This is a genomic window from Bacteroides sp. AN502(2024), assembly GCF_041227145.1.
Classification (GTDB): Bacteria; Bacteroidota; Bacteroidia; order Bacteroidales; family Bacteroidaceae; genus Bacteroides.
Genome location: NZ_JBGFSP010000003.1, coordinates 1,932,159 through 1,950,091 on the forward strand (window position 1 = coordinate 1,932,159; position 17,933 = coordinate 1,950,091).

A 17,933-nucleotide genomic window follows, 5' to 3' on the forward strand; every position below is an offset into this window, starting at 1 on the left:
AAAACACAAGACAACTAATTTGCAATGAATTAGTTGTCTTGTGTTTTGTTGTAGTAGTGGCTTGCTACTTCACACGAGTGAAGTGAATCCGGATAGGATTACTAAGCATGGCAGGATCTTCTGCCATGTCTTTCATCCACCCTTCCCACTCGTCAGTTAGAAAGTCAGTAGGAATAAAATCATCGATAGTGCATTCCAATATTTCTTCACCTTCTACTGTTATATTTCGGAAACTAACAATTGCCGGGCGAACCTCGGAAGCAGTAGCAGAAAACTTTATATTGATGTCAGGGAATGTATATACACTTACATTGATGGGTACAGACTGCCTTTGAGCAACTGATTCTTCCCAAAGTTCTTTTGTAACTTCGTTTTCGAATGTTACTTTTCTTTCGGAAGTACCGAAATAATTCTTTAAACTACCATTCAAACTTGGAATGAAAGTATATTCGGTATAAGAGTTTCCTTTGAAAGTAATTTTATCGGTGGAAGTTCCGGTTGGGAAAGTTGATATATCTGCCGCCATATTCTCTTTCCAGTAATTTAAATTGGATATTTTTTTGAAAGCCCAAGCTCCATCCAGATTGCACGCTCCTTGTAGAGTGATGGTTATCGTTTCATTATTTCCGTAAGCATATCCGGCTCTCTTTGATAAACGTAGTACCAATTTATCCTTGCCTGATTCTTTCTTTAGGAAATTGATAGAAACAGTACCGTTGCTTTTCTTTTTGGCAATGGTCACATATCTCTTTCCATCGGTAAATTCAAAATGGATGCCTTCTACAGCAGTGGATGAGGGGTCTACTTCGACATTTAAATGGGTAATCTCGGTTACCTTGTAGCCGGATCCGCTCATGTTAGTCAGGGTTACCTTGTAATTGGATTGAAGTGTTAGTATATCAGATGTGTTGGCAAAAGACATGATAACGCCATTTTTGCTTAGTAATGTTACTGTGGTGTAATTCATGAGTCCAATGGTATATCCGGAAGGTGCCTTGCCTAAGTTTACGGTTAAAGATAAGTTATCGTCACCTACACTGTCGGCTATACGTGTCAGTGTGATAATGGCTTCTGTTTCTCCGGCTTTTAATATAAATTCTTTTGCAGAAGTGGTAAAATCCGTTCCTTCTGTAGCACGTCCGAAGAATGTTACAGGAATACTCATGTCAGATGCGGCGGGCGCGTCGGCTATCAATTTGATATCTACAGTGCCTGAAGCCAATATATAGTTTGACTTCTCAAGACTCAATTGCGGCATTTCGCTTTTGTTGTCATCATCTGATGAACAAGCGGTGAACATTACTGCGAATAGTGCGAATAGTGAATAAAATAACTTCTTCATTGTTCTTTTTTTCCTGCTAGATTAAGACTTATTGTGAAATGCTCTCGTTATATTCTGCTTTGATTTTATCTATGATGGCCGTCTCGTCAGCGTTGAGTACTACTGGGTCAGGTACTTTATAGTATGCCCTGGTAACATTGGATTCTGTGCGTTCAGGCATCTCATCAACCTTTTCACAAGCTGTAAAAATACTGCCTGAGATGATTGTCAAGGTGGCAGTTACCCATATATATAAGTTCTTTTTCATTTTATCTCTCCGTTTTATATTAATAACTTATTTCCGTATACCCTTCGTTTTGTTCCAATCCGTCCACTAATAATATATCGTGTGCAGGGATAGGGAATGTATACATGAATTTTTGTGTTGTATATTTTTGTCCGTTGTAAGCAGTCCAGAATTCAGGTGAACCGTTACGTTTTAGTTCAAAAAAGCGGTCTCCTTCTAAGAATAGTTCCTTACGGCGTTCGTTCAAGATTAATCCCATCAATGGAGTTAGGGCATTTCCGTTGGTATCTGTGGTGATTCTTTCTTTCTCGGATAAAGCAGGTAGATTGCTTTCTGTCAGGTTACTATAGTTATCAATGCGATGAGCTCTTAATTCATTGATTGATTGCAATGCTTTGTCCTGCTTTCCTAGGTGATAATAACATTCGGCTTCTATCAGTTTGAATTCAGCAGAACGCATACCGCAAAAGAATGTCTTTTTGGCCATGCGTTTGTTATTCACCCACAACCTGTATCGTATATCAGTCGTTTTCTCTTCTTCCGTAAACAGACTTAAAAAACGTTGACTTACAGGACGATATTGCAAAAGAGTGTTGGCACTAGACAATGCATTCTCTCCACTAGTATCAGCAGCCCTGTAGGATTTGATTAATTGATTGCCCGCCAAGTCATAGGCAGTGGTCATCATTTTTTCGTATGCGGCTCCTTTTAATAGCGGATATTTGTTAAGTAACTCTTGAACTATCGGCAATGCCTTGTCCCATTGTTTGGTCCAAAAATAGAGGCGGGCTTGATAGCCTTTGATTACATCTTCCGTGAAACGATAGATGCTCTTAGAAGAATGATAAGATATGGCTTTTCTGAAATCATCTTCTATCAGGTCAATTGCTTCTTGCATAGTGCTGCGTGTGGGGCGTTCTTCCATGTCAAACGTCATGACAAGTGGTATTCCCTGTTGGTTGTTGAGATTACCAGTTTGAGGTACTGTACAAAATAATCTGAGTAACTGGTAGTAGCATACACCACGCATACCATGCGCGGTGGCGCGTATAGTATTGGCTTCAGTTGTGTTACTTTCTTCCATTTCGTTGAGTACTATATTGCAGTTACGTATTGACTGGTATAGATTATTGTAATAGTTCTGACTGGAATTTGATATAATTGTTCCAACATAAACCCCTAAAGAGCGGCCACCGGTGGTGGTAAGACAGGTTTCGAAGTCATCACCGCATTGTGCATCCCATGTAAGCCACTGCGATGCGTTGCCTATTATGTAAGAGTCCGTTCCTGCATCAATGTTATTTAATTGTTCGTGGAGCAGAGCGGAAAACTCTTCTGCTGTTTTCGGAATAGTGCGTCCGTAAGGTTTGATATCCAGATAATTGCTGCATGACACACACAACAATGTTGTCAATACAGATAATAAAGTTATTCTTATTCTCTTCATATATTTCTTCTTTTTAAAATCCGACAGATAATCCGATTGAGAACGTACGGGGTGTGGGGTAAACAGCACCCGGTGTTTCAGGATCAATGCCGGAATAATTAGTTATCGTAAACAGGTTAGTCATGCCGAGTGATACTCCCAAAGAAGTGATGTGAGCTTTCTGTAACCATCTCATTCCGTCAAAGTTATAGCTTAGCATTAGTGAGTTGAGTTTGAAATAGGATACATTCTCCAACATGGAAGCGTCTGTAATATTACTGCTGGTCACCATATAATCGTTTAATCCCAGATATTCACCGTATGCATCAATGATGCGAGGATGAGCATTGGTAATGGGGTTACGAGGCGTCCAGCGATTTACGACATCCTTTGTTGCATTTAGGAAATTGACATAGAGATCATTTTCCTGTGTCGGGATTTTCTCGTTGGTGCTTTTGTCTAAAGTGCTATAGCTTACCGGACAGATAATATTGTTCTTGATCTTGCCGCCAAGTGAGTAGGATCCCCCTAAACTTAGTGTGAGTTTTTGGTAGGATAAAGTGAACGAATACCCTCCATTGACAGGAGCATTGCTAGTACCCAAATAGTAAGCGTAGTTTTCCGCTTTACTACGGTCGGCAGCGGTTTCCATTTTGGAGTCGGGACGCACTTCATAGCTATAGATACCCAATTTTTTATTTATTCTTTGTACCTTTCCGCTAAAAATGGCTCCAAGAGGATAACCCACGTTCGTGCTTTCGAACATATTAGGATTGGATGCTTTATATTTGAGTAGTTTATTGCGATTGTAAGCCAGATTAGCACTTATTGATGCACTCCAGTCCTTTATTTTCAGGACTTGTGCACTTACAGTCAGTTCAGCTCCCTGATTCAACAGTTCGGAAGTATTGTAGCTTTGGTATGGAAATCCGGTAGTGTAGGGTACGGGAACACTGGTTACCGCATCGCGGGTACGACGATCGTAAAGTTCACCTTGTAAGCGTAAGCGGTCATTAAAGAATCCGATATCCACTGATACTTTCATATCCCGGGTCTTTTCCCAGCGCAGAGTCGGGTTGGGAGCATTCTTTATATATCCCCTACGGTAATTGTCGTTATCTGCTTTGCGGAAGAAAGTGGAATAGTCCATTACTAATTGCGGGTAGACACTTTTGTTAATGTTTCCTGTGTAGCCGAATGCCGAGCGGATGGAAAGACTGCTGATAATGGGTTTCAATGGCTGCATGAATGTTTCCTGGTCCACATTCCACGAAAGACCGATAGAACCGGTAGGATTGAACTGTTCGTTACTGCCAAAGTTATTTGAGCCATCGGTCCGGCCAGTCAGACTAAGGATATACCGTTGTTTAAAGACGTAGTCGAGTGAGAAATAGAAAGAAGCAAAGGCATCTTCTATAATGCTTTGTCCAGAAAGTTGGTCCATAATGGAAGCATAGAAAACGAGTTTGCTATATTCCAGATTCGAACCTTCCGGATAGACAGGCATGGATGAATTGCCGGATATCGGATCATATCCATAGCGTTTTTCATAGATACTTTTTGCATATTGACCACGTATTTCCGATCCTAGTAGGGCACTGATATAATGGTCTTTGGCAAAAGTATTGAAGTAATGCAGTTGCCCACGTAGATTATAGTTTGTATTGTAAGCTGAAGTTTGGGTAATAGACCCGTAAGTGCGTGTAGAAGCATCATTACTGGAGTCAAAGGGACGGTCTATCCATGCGGCATAGGTATTCTTGCCATTGATATTGTCCGATATATTTGTCACGTAACCATAAGACGCCAGTCCCTCAAAAGAAAGATTTTCGAGAATATTGATGCTCATGGTAGCTATCAGTGAAGCGGACAGATTTTTAGTTTTATTAGATGTTTCATTGATTTCCCGAAAGATGTTATAGCCATCCTCCGGCAATCGGGTGTCATAACTGCCATTGGCATGTCGCATGGCATAATAAGTGCCGTCTGCTGCATAGGATCCGTCTTCATGGTATATCTGTTCGTAAGGATTGGCAAAATAAGCATATTTAAATGGATCTACGCTTAGTGATGGTGAGTTGGAGTGTTGCATACTCATGTCGGCGGTAAAACCTACCTTTACTCGCCGGTTAGGTTTCATATCGAGCTTGGCACTGACATTGTAGCGGTCATAATCCGTCTTTTTCACTAATCCGTTATTTTTTGAATATCCCATCGAAACATAGTAGGAGTTTTTGTTTGTACCTCCGGAAAGTGACAGATTATGGCTTTGTGAAATGGAGTTTTGAAATAACTCCTTGAACCAATCCGTGCTGTGTGCACCCAGGCGTTCTATTTCTGCATTTTGTTCGGTAGTGCTCATGCCGGCATATTTTCCATAACCGGATCGAATCATGCCCACAGCTCCAATCACCGGATAGTGACCGCCTGAGGTATATCCTGCTGCAGAGAACTCATCCCATAATTCCTGTTCCCATGCCAGCTTCTCTTTGGAATTCATTAGATTGGCATGGTGTGGAGGGCTGGCAACTACTGAAACATTCGTAGAATAATTGACGCGCATTTTTCCTTCCTGTCCTCGTTTGGTTGTTACTACGATGACACCACCTGCAGCACGCGAGCCGTAAATGGCTGCTGCTGAAGCATCTTTTAGTATAGTTATTGATTCTATATCACTTGGGTTAATCCCCGCAATACCGGTAGAGAAAATATCATTAAAGTCTCCAGCTTTGATACGGTTGGTTTCAATATTGGGTATATCTCGTTGCAAAGGTACACCGTCTACTACCCATAGAGGTTCTGCGTTGCCTGTGATCGTATTCGTTCCACGAATACGTATTTTTGCCGATTCTCCCGGACGTCCGGAAATTGCTTTTATGTCCACTCCGGCCACTTTGCCTTGCATTAACATATCCAGATTGGCTGTCGGAGCTCCCTTCAAGTCTTTGGCTGTCAATGTTGCAAGAGAACCGGTAGTGCGGCGTTTAGTTGTACGTTGATATCCTGTAACTACGACTTGATCCAGTTCAGAAGTCTCCTCTTCCAGGATAATGTAGCCTGTCAGTGGCTTATTTATCCGCATAAATAATGGCTTCATGCCCACATACTTAAATTCAATCTGTGTGTTCCGGTCTACCCATAGTGAGACCTCGCCTTGTTCGTTAGCTACCACTCCCTGTGCTTTGCCAGTTACTTTCACTGTTGCACCGGGAAGCGGATTTTTGTCTGTGTCTACAATGGTCACTTCTACCAGAATCGTCGCATTGCCTTGGGGCTTTTGGGCGAGCAGGGTGGTAGCCATGCAGTAGAAGCAGAGACAAAACGACATGAATGTTTTGAATGTTTTCTGATACTTCATAAGCTTTTTGAGTTAGGATTAATTATGATTGATGATATCAATATGTCGCTTTATCGGTTGAATCAGATTTTCTACAAAATAATAGCGGATGAGATTCTGGTAATAAGGACACATTACTCCATGGTCTTTGCCTGGTAGGATGAACATATCGAAACGTTTGTTGGCTTTTATCAGGGCATCTGCCAGACGGTAAGTAGACGAAGGTGGTACGTTCTTGTCTACATCACCCGTAATGAGCATCAGCCGTCCTTTCAGATTACCTGCCAATTCCATATTAGTAGGTATTTTTGTGGAGAATACAGTTTTCCCCGTTTTAGGATCGGTTTTCTCTGTTAATCCGTGGAACGTTTCTCCCCACCATTGGATGTAGATATTATTGTCATGGTTACCTGAAGCTGCTATCGCCACTTTATAAAAATCGGGATAGGTGAGGATAGCGGCTACTGCCTGAAATGCTCCTCCGGAATGTCCGTAAATACCTACACGGTCAAGGTCTATGAACGGATATTCATGTGCTAATTGGTTGATGACATTTTTATCATCCGCTAGAGGATAATCGCGGAGGTTACCATAACCGAAATTGTAGAAGTCGTGTCCGCGTAAGGGAGAACTGCCCCGGGGGGCTACGTTAATAACTATAAAGCCGAGTTCGGCCAGCGACTGGTTGCCATTGTCGTCAAGTGTGAATGACTGTGGGACTTGGTCGTCTTGTGGACCTGGATATACATTACTGATAATAGGGTATTTTTTTGTTTTGTCCAGTTGGGATGGAAGGTACATTAAACCATAGAGATCGGTTTTTCCATCTGCAGCTTTCAATTTTAGTAATACGGGGGGCTGCCATCCTGCTCTTCTTAATTTGCTGTCGTCCATGCGGGCTACTTCAAACCGCCGGTTAGGGCGGTCAATAGACAGTACATTCATTACAGGTGCCAAATCCATACGTGAATACTGGTCGATGGCATATCGCCGGTCATCGGAAAGAGTCAGTTCATGGTTGCCGTTTCCCGGAGTGAGTAGCATTTGTCGCTTTCCATCGAGGCTAGCCTTATAATAAAAGGTGTAATAAGGATTAATCCCAGGTTCCTGGCCATATCCGGCAAATATGATATTCCTTTGTAAAGTATCTACATGAACGATGTTACCTGCTATGAGGTTATCACCTTGTGTGATGCGATTAAGTAATTGTCCGTTGCTGTCGTAAAGGTAATAGTTGCCTTTTCCTGTACGTTCCGACCACCAAATGAAATATTTTCCTTTTTCCACAATACGATAGTCGGACAATGTCAGGTTGATATGTGGGGTACATTCTTCAGAGATGAGTTCGGTAACCGTACCATCAATCAGGTTGATACGGCAAAAGTCGATTTTGTCAGCCTTGCGGCTCCGACGGGTCAGGAAGAGAGATTCAGGAGAGCGGAAGTGGTCCAAAGCCACGACCTGATCGGGATACTTGTCGATGGGTAGCATCTTTCCTTGTTCATGGTCGGCATCATACCAATAAAGGCGGTATTGACGTACTCCGGCGTCACCGGGCATGGGCATTTTAAATGTTTTTGTTGTCGGACGCTGGTGTGTAAGGGAGTTGATCAGACTGATTTCTTTTACTTCACTCATATCCTGCATCAGGTAGATGTAGCGATGCCCCAGCCAAAAACCTCTACTGTTGTCTTCTATTGTGTCTTTCGTACAACGATAGGTGTAGGAGGCGTTCTCTTTTCCGTCTGTTGTAAGACGCCGCACGTTTCCTGTACGGTTGTTCCGTATATATAGGTCATATCCGCATCCCAGCATTGTGAAAAGCGAGTCGGTACTATGGTATACTTGTTTGATGATAGGACATTCCTGCTTTTTATTTTCCGGTTTAACTTGCGTCAGCATTCCGGTTTGCATGTCATACATGATGGACTTACCTTTTTTGTCAAGGTAAAAACGGTTGAAGTCATTTTTCTTGAAACGAAAGCCATACAGCTGTATGTTTGAGGCATCGAGCGTATCACCGATAATTTTAGCGTATTGACGAACAAATTGTTCATTATCTTTTATCATAGCCCGCTTCTTTCCATTTTTGGAATTGACCAGATAGTAAAGAATACCATTATCTTCTTTTACATTATAGTAGAAGTAATAACTGCCTTCGACCCAAGTAGGATAAGGTCTTTTACCTTTCACATATAAATCTAGTGAGTCTGCGGAAAATTTCTCGGCTCGTGTCCAATCAGCTTTCTCTACTACGTTGTAAAATGGTGCAGAGGTTCCTTGTGCTTGTATGTATAAACATGACAACAAGCCTATAAAACATGCGATGCTGTTTTTTTTCATCTCTTTTTATTATATTCGGTTGCTAATTTGGCTGCTTGTAATGCATCTATGATTCCTCCGCTTGTGCAACGGTCTTTTAATTCGCTGACGGGGCGTACGCTTTTTATCAATATCTCTTTTATTTGTGCCGCTGTCAACTTTGGAAAGTATGCTCGCAACATAGCTGCTACACCGCTTACTACGGGAGTAGCTATACTAGTTCCTTGTGACACCATATATTGATTGCCTACAGTCACTGAGGTGATTTCTTCGCCCGGGGCATAAACGTCTACCTCTTTGATTCCATAGTTGGAGAATTCGCTCGGTTGTCCTTTTTTATTTGAGGAGCCTATCCTTAAATAATTGCCAAATGTTTTTCCTTTTGAATCTTTTGCTGAAGGAAAATACGCAGTATAGTCAATGTTTCGTTTGTTGTTGCCTGCAGCCTGAATAATGAGCACGTCTTTTTTAAGAGCGTAAGCAATGGCATCGTTTACCATTGTGGCATCGGGTGAGGTATATTTGCCTAAACTCATATTAACAACTTTGGCTCCGTTGTCTGCGGCATAGCGGATAGCGCTGGAAATGTCTTTGTCGTATTCGTCACCATCAGGTACAGCACGGATAATCATTAATCGGGCTTGAGGCCAAACACCTGTTATGGTATTGTCGTTTATTCCTTGACCGGCAATTACTCCGGCTACAAAAGTTCCATGTTCACATCCTTCGGCTTGTAGTAGTGGATTTCCGTAAAAACGGTCTGAAGAATCTTTCAGGTTATCTCCCATCAGTAGTCGTTTATCGGCATCGTGTTCAATTCCGTCCAATCGTTTGAGCATCAAAGCAAATGTATTACGGTGTTCTTGATATACATCTTTCCACAGTGTCTGCTTTCCTTTTTTGAGGAGGTCAACAGACAATGTTTGGCAAGCATTGTTCCATATTTCGTTTTCGATGGGAAGATGAATTAACCTATCGATGGTTAATGTGTCTATATTCATTCCGGGGATGGTTGCCAGTACTGAATCTACCAGTTGGTAAGCTTTGTCTTTTATGGCTGTGTAGTTAACAAATTTGATGTAGCTCATGATACCAGCTTTCTTTTTCATCCTTTCATAGTAGGCGTATTCAGCAGTATCCTGTATCGTTTCCAGTTTTACATTTTTATATATGGGATATAAGCGTTTGAATTCACGGTATTCTTCCGTTCCGGCACTAATCATGCTGAATGAACCGTCTTGGATTCCGAGGAAGTTCCATCCGTGCACATCATCCACATATCCGTTTTTATCATTGTCTTTTCCGTCGTTTTTTTCTTTTGAATTACGCCAAAGAGCGGGAACTAAATCAATGGATGTAGTGTCTATGCCTGAATCAATAATGCCTACGATGATTTGCTGCCGTGGCTTTAATTTTTTGACTTGCAGGAAATGTAAAGCTGCTTCCATATTTACGCCCTGCATTGTGTCATTATACATTTTATACCAACTTGGATATGTGATTGTTTGTCCTTTGAGGTAATTTGTGGATATCCCTAGAAAGAAAAACAGAAAAAGTAGTAATTTAGAATTTTTCATATCGTTATGTTTTGTTCTTGATATGTCTAATGACATTATAGTGCAAAAATACAATATTATCTGAAAAAAGCAACAAATTACGCACCGATTTGATAAAAATTACCCTTGCTACGGATAGTTGTAACAAGGGTAATTTCGATAAAAGAGGAGTTTGGACCCCTTCAGCAGATTTTACTTATATATTTTGATGTGAAGCAATATCACTTCATTGTTTTTTGGCATGCGGATAATCAATCGTATAATGCAATCCGCGGCTTTCTTTGCGTTCCATTGCCTGACGCATAATCAGATAACCCACATTCACCATATTGCGCAATTCGCAGATTTCTTTGGATGCTACGCTGCGTTTGAACAGACTTTCGGTCTCTTCATAAATAATATCGAGTCTGTCCCAGGCACGTTTCAGACGGAGATCGCTGCGGACAATACCCACATACGTACTCATAATCTGGTTCACTTCCTTCATGCTCTGTGTAATGAGCACCATTTCTTCCGGAGAACGGGTTCCTTCATCGTTCCATTCGGGGATATCTTCATTATAAGAATATTGATCGATAACTTGTAGACTGTGTTTGGCGGCAGCATCTGCATATACCACTGCTTCAATCAGTGAGTTGGAAGCCAGGCGGTTACCACCATGTAATCCGGTGCAGGAACATTCTCCCACGGCATAAAGACGTTCGATGGAAGATTGTCCGTTCAAGTCGACAAGGATACCTCCGCAGAGATAGTGGGCGGCCGGAGCTACGGGGATATAATCTTTTGTGATGTCGATACCCAGACTCTGGCATTTCTCGTAGATATTGGGGAAATGTTTCTTTGTCTCTTCAGGATCTTTATGCGTGACGTCCAGGTATACATGATCATCCCCACGGTTCTTCATTTCATTGTCAATGGCACGCGCTACAATGTCACGAGGAGCGAGTGAAAGACGGGGATCGTATTTCTGCATGAATTCTTTGCCATCCAGTGTGCGTAATACACCTCCGTAACCGCGCATCGCTTCCGTTATCAGGAAAGAAGGACGGTCCCCCGGATGATACAAGGCGGTAGGATGGAACTGTACAAACTCCATATCCTTCACCGTACCTTTGGCACGATAAACCATGGCGATACCGTCTCCGGTAGCGACTAACGGGTTAGTGGTCGTTTTATAAACGGCTCCTACTCCACCGGTAGCCATCAACGTCACTTTGGCAAGATACGTATCCACTTTTCCCGTTTGGGGATCGAGGATATAAGCACCGTAGCATTTAATATCCGGTGTCTGACGCGTAACAGTTATACCCAGATGATGCTGTGTCAGGATTTCAATGGCAAATTTGTTTTCGATGACCGTGATATTCGGATGCTGCTGTACCGCTTTAATCAGGCTATCCTGAATTTCGGCTCCCGTGTTATCTTTATGGTGAAGAATACGGAACTCCGAGTGTCCTCCTTCGCGGTGCAAGTCAAATTCGCCTTTCTCGTTTTTGTCAAAGTCCACTCCCCATTTAATCAGTTCTTTAATTTGTGCGGGAGCTTCGCGTACTACCTTTTCTACTGCGGCGCGGTTGCTGATCCAGTCACCGGCAATCATTGTGTCTTCAATGTGTTTGTCGAAATTATCCACCAGAAGGTTGGTGACGGAGGCTACACCTCCTTGGGCGAAGTATGTATTGGCTTCTTCCAGCCCACTTTTACAGATAAGAGCAACTTTACCTTTGTGCGCTACTTTCAGCGCAAAACTCATACCGGCAATTCCGGAACCGATAACGAGGAAATCGAATTTTCTTACCATAATCTTGTTATTTCTCACCGCAAATCTACAAAATAAGTTACTTCGTTGTACTTTTCGTTGTCATTAATTCATAAAATTGCTACCTTGCAAGCAAAAATCTGACTAAATGAATCGAATTTTCCATGCTCGCGTTGCCTGGTACCAGTATTTCCTGTTGGTGGTGCTTACTCTGAATGCCGTTGGTGCATTGTGGTGTAAATATATCTTAGTAGCAGTACTGTTCATGCTTATGCTGATTGTTGTAATCGAACAGATTATACATACCGTTTATACGCTGACTACGGACGGTAATCTCGAAATATCCCGTGGCCGTTTTATTCGCAAGAAAGTAATTCCGATTTCAGAGATCACCGCTATACAGAAATGTCATTCCATGCGGTTAGGGCGTTTCTCGGTGACGGATTATCTATTGATAGAATATGGGAAAGGTCGGTTCGTTTCTGTGACACTTGTTAAGGAACGGGAGTTTGTCGAAATGATAGAAAAAATGTCCAAATGTACCATAAATCTAATAAAATAGGTATTTTTGCTCTGTAAATAGAAAAAAAGGAAATTTTAGGAGTGATGAAGTGCCTGATGGATGAAGAGAAAAATGATTGGATAGACTTATCCGATATAAATGTATTTCAGCAGCAATACCGTCTGAACTGTTGTCGGTTGAAATATTTTGGTATCCAATATTTGCCGGATGAAGAGGTCATTTCCGACCTGATTCAGGATATCTGGTTGAAAATATGGGAGAGAAAGGAGACGTACGTGAATGAACAGGCATTCAAGAAATATCTTTTTCGTTCCCTTTACCGGGCTATTCTTAATTATATCAAGCACAAGAATATTATGAAAGAATATGAGGAAGATGTTTTAAATCAGGAAGAGGAATCGGATCAGGAGATAACCTACAAGATCATTGAGTCTGAGATTTATCAATGTGTCAACCAAGTGTTTGATGAATTGCCTGCTTCCTGCCGCAGCGTATATGTAGCCAGTCTGAGTGGAAAATCACAGAAAGAAATCTCGGAGGAGCTTTCGATCTCTATCAATACCGTCAAGAAACACATTAATAACGCGAATCATTACATGAAAAAACGGATCAAGGATATCTTGTTTGCAATTCTTATTTTTCGTTAAAAAAATAATTTGTTCATTACACCAGCGTTATATTTAGTTGTCTTTTATTAAAGATTAACTATTTATGGCTAGTGACATTCATATAGAAAAGGCTAAGAAATGGCTCCTGAAAAAAATAGCGGGAACTATTGACGATCGGGAAGAAAAGCTGTTGCAGGAGTGGATACGTAGGTCTCCACGCAACAAGGCACTGGCCGATCGGGTCCTCTCTGAAGAGTTTCTGACATCCGCCATAACTACCGATAGTAAGGCGTTCTACAAAACATCCTGGCAGAAATTGTATCATCAGATCGGGTATCGTCAATCACATGCTTTGTCGAGGTGGATGGCAGCTGCTGTTGTGATCGGCTTTGTGGCAAGCGTTTATTTCTTTTCCCAAAATTGGGAAGTCACGATTGTTCCGGGGACTTCTAAAGCCACCTTTCACGATGTTTTCCCGGCTGTTACCTATCCGTTGACGGAGGGGGAAGGAAAAGTCTTGAATTATTCACGTTACATTAGTCAACTCTCGGAAAAGAACCCCGTTCAGTTATCTCCGGATTTGCACCGGACCATAGCCGTTCCACAAGGTGGCGAATATCGGGTGTTGTTGGAGGATAGTTCGCTGATACATTTGGGGCCGGGATCTTCCTTGTCGATTCCCGTAGATTTTTCCGCAATCAACCGAACGGTAAACCTCTCGGGAGAGGCTTATTTCATCATCCATAAAGATTCCTTGCATCCGTTCATCATTCGGACGGAGAAAGTGAATGTACGGGCACTGGGTACGAAACTGAATATAGAGGCTTATGATGAGGAGAAATATACCAAAGTCACGTTGGAAGAGGGAAAAGTGGAACTTCAATCAGCCACAGAGACGCGCGCTCTTCCGGTGGGGTGTACAGCCTTGATTGAGGAGGATAAAGCGATTGAGATGTCGAAGGCGAATATGCTCGAATGTGTGGCGTGGCACCGCAATCGCCTTGTCTTCGATAATCAGCCGATGGAAAATATTATGAGAAAGCTCGCTCGCTGGTATGATGTGGAGGTTGCCTTCAGCACCGATCGGGTCCGTAACTTACATATAACGATGGATGTGGACAAATACGAAACATTCAATAAGTTGGCGGATGCTTTGGAAAAAACGGACGAACTACAAATTCGAATTAAGAGAAATAAAGTTGTATTAATATCCGAAAGGAATCTAAATCAAGAATGAGAGTACTTATGAAATCGAAAACGAAAAACGGAAAGAACAGATTGTATCTGTGCTTGTTGATTTTGATGTGTTGTTGTCTGCATATAGAGGCACAAACCAACAAGCCTGTAACTGTCCGCTTGCAGAATGCTTCCATCCGAGAAGTGTTTCAGGAGATAAAGAAGCAAGCGAATGTGGGATTTATGTACAGTAACAGTGTCATTAGCACGTTACCGGAGAAGGATTACAATTTTGTGAATGCGCCTATCTCGCGCGTGTTGACTCACGCTCTTGCGGGAAGTAATCTGACTTTTGAAATTGAAGGGGAACGGAATATCATCATTAAGCGGAAGAAGGCAGAGAGGGATATTACAGGAAAGGTGCTGGATGCCGACGGAATTCCGTTGATCGGGGTTTCTATCATGGAGAAAGGAACCGCCAACGGGACCACGACAAACAATGACGGACTTTTCTCTTTGGCTTCCAATGGAAAGAAGGAGGTGAAGCTGGTCATTTCATTTGTCGGGATGAAGAAACAGGAAGTGACATGGAACGGAAAGAAATTGAATATCCTGTTGGAGAATGATGCGAAGGCGATCGATGAGGTGGTTATCACCGGTTATCAGCGGATTGACCGGCGGAAAAGTACCGTCGCCACGACATCGGTAAAGATGGAGGATATCCTGATGCCTAACATGACGACTATCGATCAGGCATTGGAAGGCCGCATTCCAGACTTGATGTTTATGCAGAATTCCGGTGAGGTGGGTGCGACCGCACGTCTGCGTGTCCGGGGTACTTCTACGCTGATCGGTAACCGTGAGCCGTTGTGGGTACTGGATGGATTCGTACTGACCGACCCGGTCGATGTGAGTACGGACCAATTGAACGACCCTGACTATATCAACTATATCGGTAATGCGATTCAGGGTATTAACCCGCAGGATATCGAACGTATAGACGTGTTGAAGGATGCCGCAGCTACGGCACTCTACGGTACGCGCGCAGCGAACGGAGTGATTGTGGTAACTACCAAAAAAGGACAGGTAGGACCGCCCAGTGTCCGCTACTCCAATCAGACCAAGCTGACTTTGCGCCCTCGTTATTCCAACCGCAACGTTAATCTGATGAACTCGCAGGCGCGTGTGCAGTTCGGAAGGGATTTGTGCGACCTGCACTACAAATTTTCCGATACGATGCCGATGGTAGGATATGAAGGCGCTTACTACCGTTACCAAAGCGGACAGACATCGTATGCGGAATTCTTGAATGAAGTGAGAAATTACGAGACAGTGAACACCGACTGGTTTGATCTGTTGACGCAAGATGCCATCACGCATGCACATACCGTAAGTGTATCCGGAGGTTCGGAGAAAACCCGCTATTACACATCTGTCGGTTACACGCGGGAGAATGGAACGATCAGAACCCAGTATCTGGACCGTTATACAGCCAACATGAGCCTGACAAGTGATATCACTTCTAACTTCCAGGCAAAAATCTCGGTCAACGGAAACATCCAGAAGAAAAACCACTTGCCCAACGAAGTAGGGGTATTGGATTATGCCTATCAGACTACGCGTGCGTTGCCTGCTTACAATCCGGACGGTTCACTATATTATTACAAGAATCGGGGATACGGTATCGGAAATAGTAATAAGGCGAATAATTTGTATAATTACAACATCTTGAATGAGATGAACAACACCTCCAGCGATTATTCCGGTAACACATTCATGACCATGGGTGATTTCTCATACAATTTGAAGAACATCCTTACCGTGACTGCTTCTGCCGCCTATACACGTAGCTCTACGCAGCAGAGTACCTGGTTTGGTGAGAATACCAACTATGTGGCTATGTTGAAGAACGGTGAAGCGGATGCCAAACCGATTGCCGGTGAAGCAGGCTATTGCGAGTTGCCGTATGGAGGTGTGTATAACCTGGACAATACATACACGGAGAGTTTCATCGGACGTATGCAGGCCAACTATAACCAAAGTCTTGGAAAAAATAAGATACACAATCTTTCCGCTACTCTGGGATATGAAGTCAATACTTCCCGGAATAACAGTAACGTGGAAAAAACGCGTGGATATTACAAGAACAGGGGAATGAAATATGCACAGCTTACTTCCGAAGAGCTGGATGATTTTCCGCTTTATAAACAATGGGTGGCAGAAAACTGCGTGGCGCTGACTGCCGGTAAATCGAATACACTCAGTGGATATGCCACGGTGGGCTACGATTATGATGATTATTTCACTTTGGGAGCCAGTATGCGTTTCGATGCCTCCAATGAGTTTGGAAAGAGCAGTAACAAGAAGTTCCTTCCGGTGTGGTCGTTATCCGGTAGATGGAACGTATTGAAGTCGCTGTTTACTACTCCGAATAAGGTAATCGACAGATGGAACATCCGTATGTCGTATGGTAAGACGGGAAATATACCGAATGCGACTCCCAACCTGCAACTGCGTCAAGGAACGATGGATGCATTCTACGGTGAATATATTTCCACCGTATCCCAGCTTCCCAATCCGAACCTGCGTTGGGAACAGACATCGAGCACCAATCTGGGTATGGATCTCTCTATATGGCAAGGACGGTTGAACATCAGCGGTGATATCTGGTGGAAGCATACAAAAGATGCTTGTATCGACCTGCCGGTATCTTCTGTCAACGGTTTCACAAGCCATCGGATGAACGGTAGTTCCGTCGATAATAAAGGAGGTTCTATCACCATCATGGGAGTTCCGTTGCAGACCAAGGATTGGAGACTCTACCTCAGCGTGATGTCTTCGTGGAGTTCCAACAACGTGTCAAGTATTGCCGACCAGACTTATACGTTGAGTGATTACCTCAATGGTACCGCAATTATCGATGGCAAAGCTGTCAATACATTCTATTCCTACAAATTCCTGGGCTTGAATCCGGACAACGGTACGCCGATGTTTGATGATTACAGAGACCGTCAGAATTTGCTGGAAGGCAAATCTTTGTCGGAAATCGTTCCGATGGTCATGGTAGAGAGCGGTAACCGCGAACCGAAGGTCACCGGAAGTATGACTGCGTCACTGACTTGGAAACAATTGACGATGAACCTGAATTTCAACTACCGTATCGGTTCCAAGATGCGTCTGTTTGATTTGTACAAGCCGGTTGTCAACGGTGTTTCTGCCGACAAGAATGTCCGCAAGGAGTTCCTGAACAGATGGCAACGTCCGGGGGATGAACAGGTGACTAATATTCCGGCACTGCTCAGCCCGTCAGACCCGTTGTATTATAACAACACCAGCCATTGGTCCAAAACACAGGTGTCGGGAAAGATTCCTGCGTTTGCGGAAAGTATCTGGGATATGTATGACGACTCCGACTTGCGGGTGGTTCCGGGGGATTATTTGAAGCTGAGTACGATGTCTTTCCGATATTCCTTCCCTAATCGAATTCTGGAAAAGACATGTGTGAAGATGCTTCAACTCAGTCTGACTGCAAGCAATGTATTTACAATCGCATCCGGCAAGCTGGACGGACAAGATCCTACACAGGCAAGTTCCACTTCTATCAACCTGTCCGCACGCCCGGCTATAACATTTGGTATAGACATAACATTTTAATTAG

Annotated in this window: 11 protein-coding genes; 4 read left to right on the forward strand and 7 right to left on the reverse strand. The window is 43.0% G+C overall.

The window, feature by feature from the left end; translation table 11 throughout:
* Positions 1-64 precede the first annotated feature (64 nt).
* The 7 genes from AB9N12_RS07520 to nadB form a co-directional block, all read right to left on the reverse strand.
* Positions 65-1,342 (reverse strand): hypothetical protein, encoded by a 1,278-nt coding sequence (locus AB9N12_RS07520; RefSeq protein ID WP_369891062.1) that lies wholly within the window; start codon positions 1,340-1,342, stop codon positions 65-67.
* A gap of 28 nt (positions 1,343-1,370) precedes the next feature.
* Positions 1,371-1,589 carry a hypothetical protein gene (locus AB9N12_RS07525; protein WP_369891064.1) on the reverse strand — a complete coding sequence of 73 codons (219 nt, stop codon included), beginning with the start codon at positions 1,587-1,589 and terminating at the stop codon, positions 1,371-1,373.
* 19 nt (positions 1,590-1,608) lie between these two features.
* Positions 1,609-3,015, reverse strand: a complete 1,407-nt coding sequence (locus AB9N12_RS07530; RefSeq protein WP_369891066.1) for a RagB/SusD family nutrient uptake outer membrane protein — start codon at positions 3,013-3,015, stop codon at positions 1,609-1,611.
* Between the two features lie 13 nt (positions 3,016-3,028).
* Entirely contained in the window at positions 3,029-6,352 is a 3,324-nt protein-coding gene (locus AB9N12_RS07535) for a SusC/RagA family TonB-linked outer membrane protein (protein WP_369891068.1), read from the reverse strand.
* Positions 6,353-6,370: 18 nt separating this feature from the next.
* Positions 6,371-8,674: a prolyl oligopeptidase family serine peptidase gene (locus AB9N12_RS07540; protein ID WP_369891070.1), complete on the reverse strand. Its 2,304-nt coding sequence runs from the start codon at positions 8,672-8,674 to the stop codon at positions 6,371-6,373.
* Positions 8,671-10,101 (reverse strand): S8 family serine peptidase, encoded by a 1,431-nt coding sequence (locus tag AB9N12_RS07545; RefSeq protein WP_369891072.1) that lies wholly within the window; start codon positions 10,099-10,101, stop codon positions 8,671-8,673. The genes AB9N12_RS07540 and AB9N12_RS07545 overlap by 4 nt, the downstream gene beginning before the upstream one ends.
* A 334-nt stretch (positions 10,102-10,435) precedes the next feature.
* Positions 10,436-12,010 carry an L-aspartate oxidase gene (nadB, locus tag AB9N12_RS07550; protein WP_369891073.1) on the reverse strand — a complete coding sequence of 525 codons (1,575 nt, stop codon included), beginning with the start codon at positions 12,008-12,010 and terminating at the stop codon, positions 10,436-10,438.
* Between the two features lie 106 nt (positions 12,011-12,116).
* Between nadB and AB9N12_RS07555 the strand changes: the two genes are divergently transcribed.
* From AB9N12_RS07555 to AB9N12_RS07570, 4 genes are all read left to right on the forward strand, one after another.
* Complete coding sequence (locus AB9N12_RS07555; protein ID WP_369891075.1) at positions 12,117-12,530, forward strand: PH domain-containing protein; 414 nt, start codon at positions 12,117-12,119, stop codon at positions 12,528-12,530.
* A 44-nt stretch (positions 12,531-12,574) separates the two neighbouring features.
* The gene (locus AB9N12_RS07560) at positions 12,575-13,138 is read left to right on the forward strand and encodes a sigma-70 family RNA polymerase sigma factor (protein WP_369892835.1); all 564 of its coding nucleotides are present in this window, start codon (positions 12,575-12,577) and stop codon (positions 13,136-13,138) included.
* A gap of 64 nt (positions 13,139-13,202) precedes the next feature.
* Entirely contained in the window at positions 13,203-14,336 is a 1,134-nt protein-coding gene (locus AB9N12_RS07565) for a FecR family protein (protein WP_369891077.1), read from the forward strand.
* An 8-nt stretch (positions 14,337-14,344) separates the two neighbouring features.
* Positions 14,345-17,929: a SusC/RagA family TonB-linked outer membrane protein gene (locus AB9N12_RS07570; RefSeq protein WP_369891079.1), complete on the forward strand. Its 3,585-nt coding sequence runs from the start codon at positions 14,345-14,347 to the stop codon at positions 17,927-17,929.
* The last annotated feature ends 4 nt before the right edge of the window (positions 17,930-17,933 follow it).

Bases quoted from the DNA above. Each gene is read 5' to 3' on its own strand.
- AB9N12_RS07520 (WP_369891062.1), bottom strand. From the start codon at position 1,342: ATGAAGAAGTTATTTTATTCACTATTCGCACTATTCGCAGTAATGTTC.
- AB9N12_RS07525 (WP_369891064.1), bottom strand. From the start codon at position 1,589: ATGAAAAAGAACTTATATATATGGGTAACTGCCACCTTGACAATCATC.
- AB9N12_RS07530 (WP_369891066.1), bottom strand. From the start codon at position 3,015: ATGAAGAGAATAAGAATAACTTTATTATCTGTATTGACAACATTGTTG.
- AB9N12_RS07535 (WP_369891068.1), bottom strand. From the start codon at position 6,352: ATGAAGTATCAGAAAACATTCAAAACATTCATGTCGTTTTGTCTCTGC.
- AB9N12_RS07540 (WP_369891070.1), bottom strand. From the start codon at position 8,674: ATGAAAAAAAACAGCATCGCATGTTTTATAGGCTTGTTGTCATGTTTA.
- AB9N12_RS07545 (WP_369891072.1), bottom strand. From the start codon at position 10,101: ATGGAAGCAGCTTTACATTTCCTGCAAGTCAAAAAATTAAAGCCACGG.
- nadB (WP_369891073.1), bottom strand. From the start codon at position 12,010: ATGGTAAGAAAATTCGATTTCCTCGTTATCGGTTCCGGAATTGCCGGT.
- AB9N12_RS07555 (WP_369891075.1), top strand. From the start codon at position 12,117: ATGAATCGAATTTTCCATGCTCGCGTTGCCTGGTACCAGTATTTCCTG.
- AB9N12_RS07560 (WP_369892835.1), top strand. From the start codon at position 12,575: ATGAAGTGCCTGATGGATGAAGAGAAAAATGATTGGATAGACTTATCC.
- AB9N12_RS07565 (WP_369891077.1), top strand. From the start codon at position 13,203: ATGGCTAGTGACATTCATATAGAAAAGGCTAAGAAATGGCTCCTGAAA.
- AB9N12_RS07570 (WP_369891079.1), top strand. From the start codon at position 14,345: ATGAAATCGAAAACGAAAAACGGAAAGAACAGATTGTATCTGTGCTTG.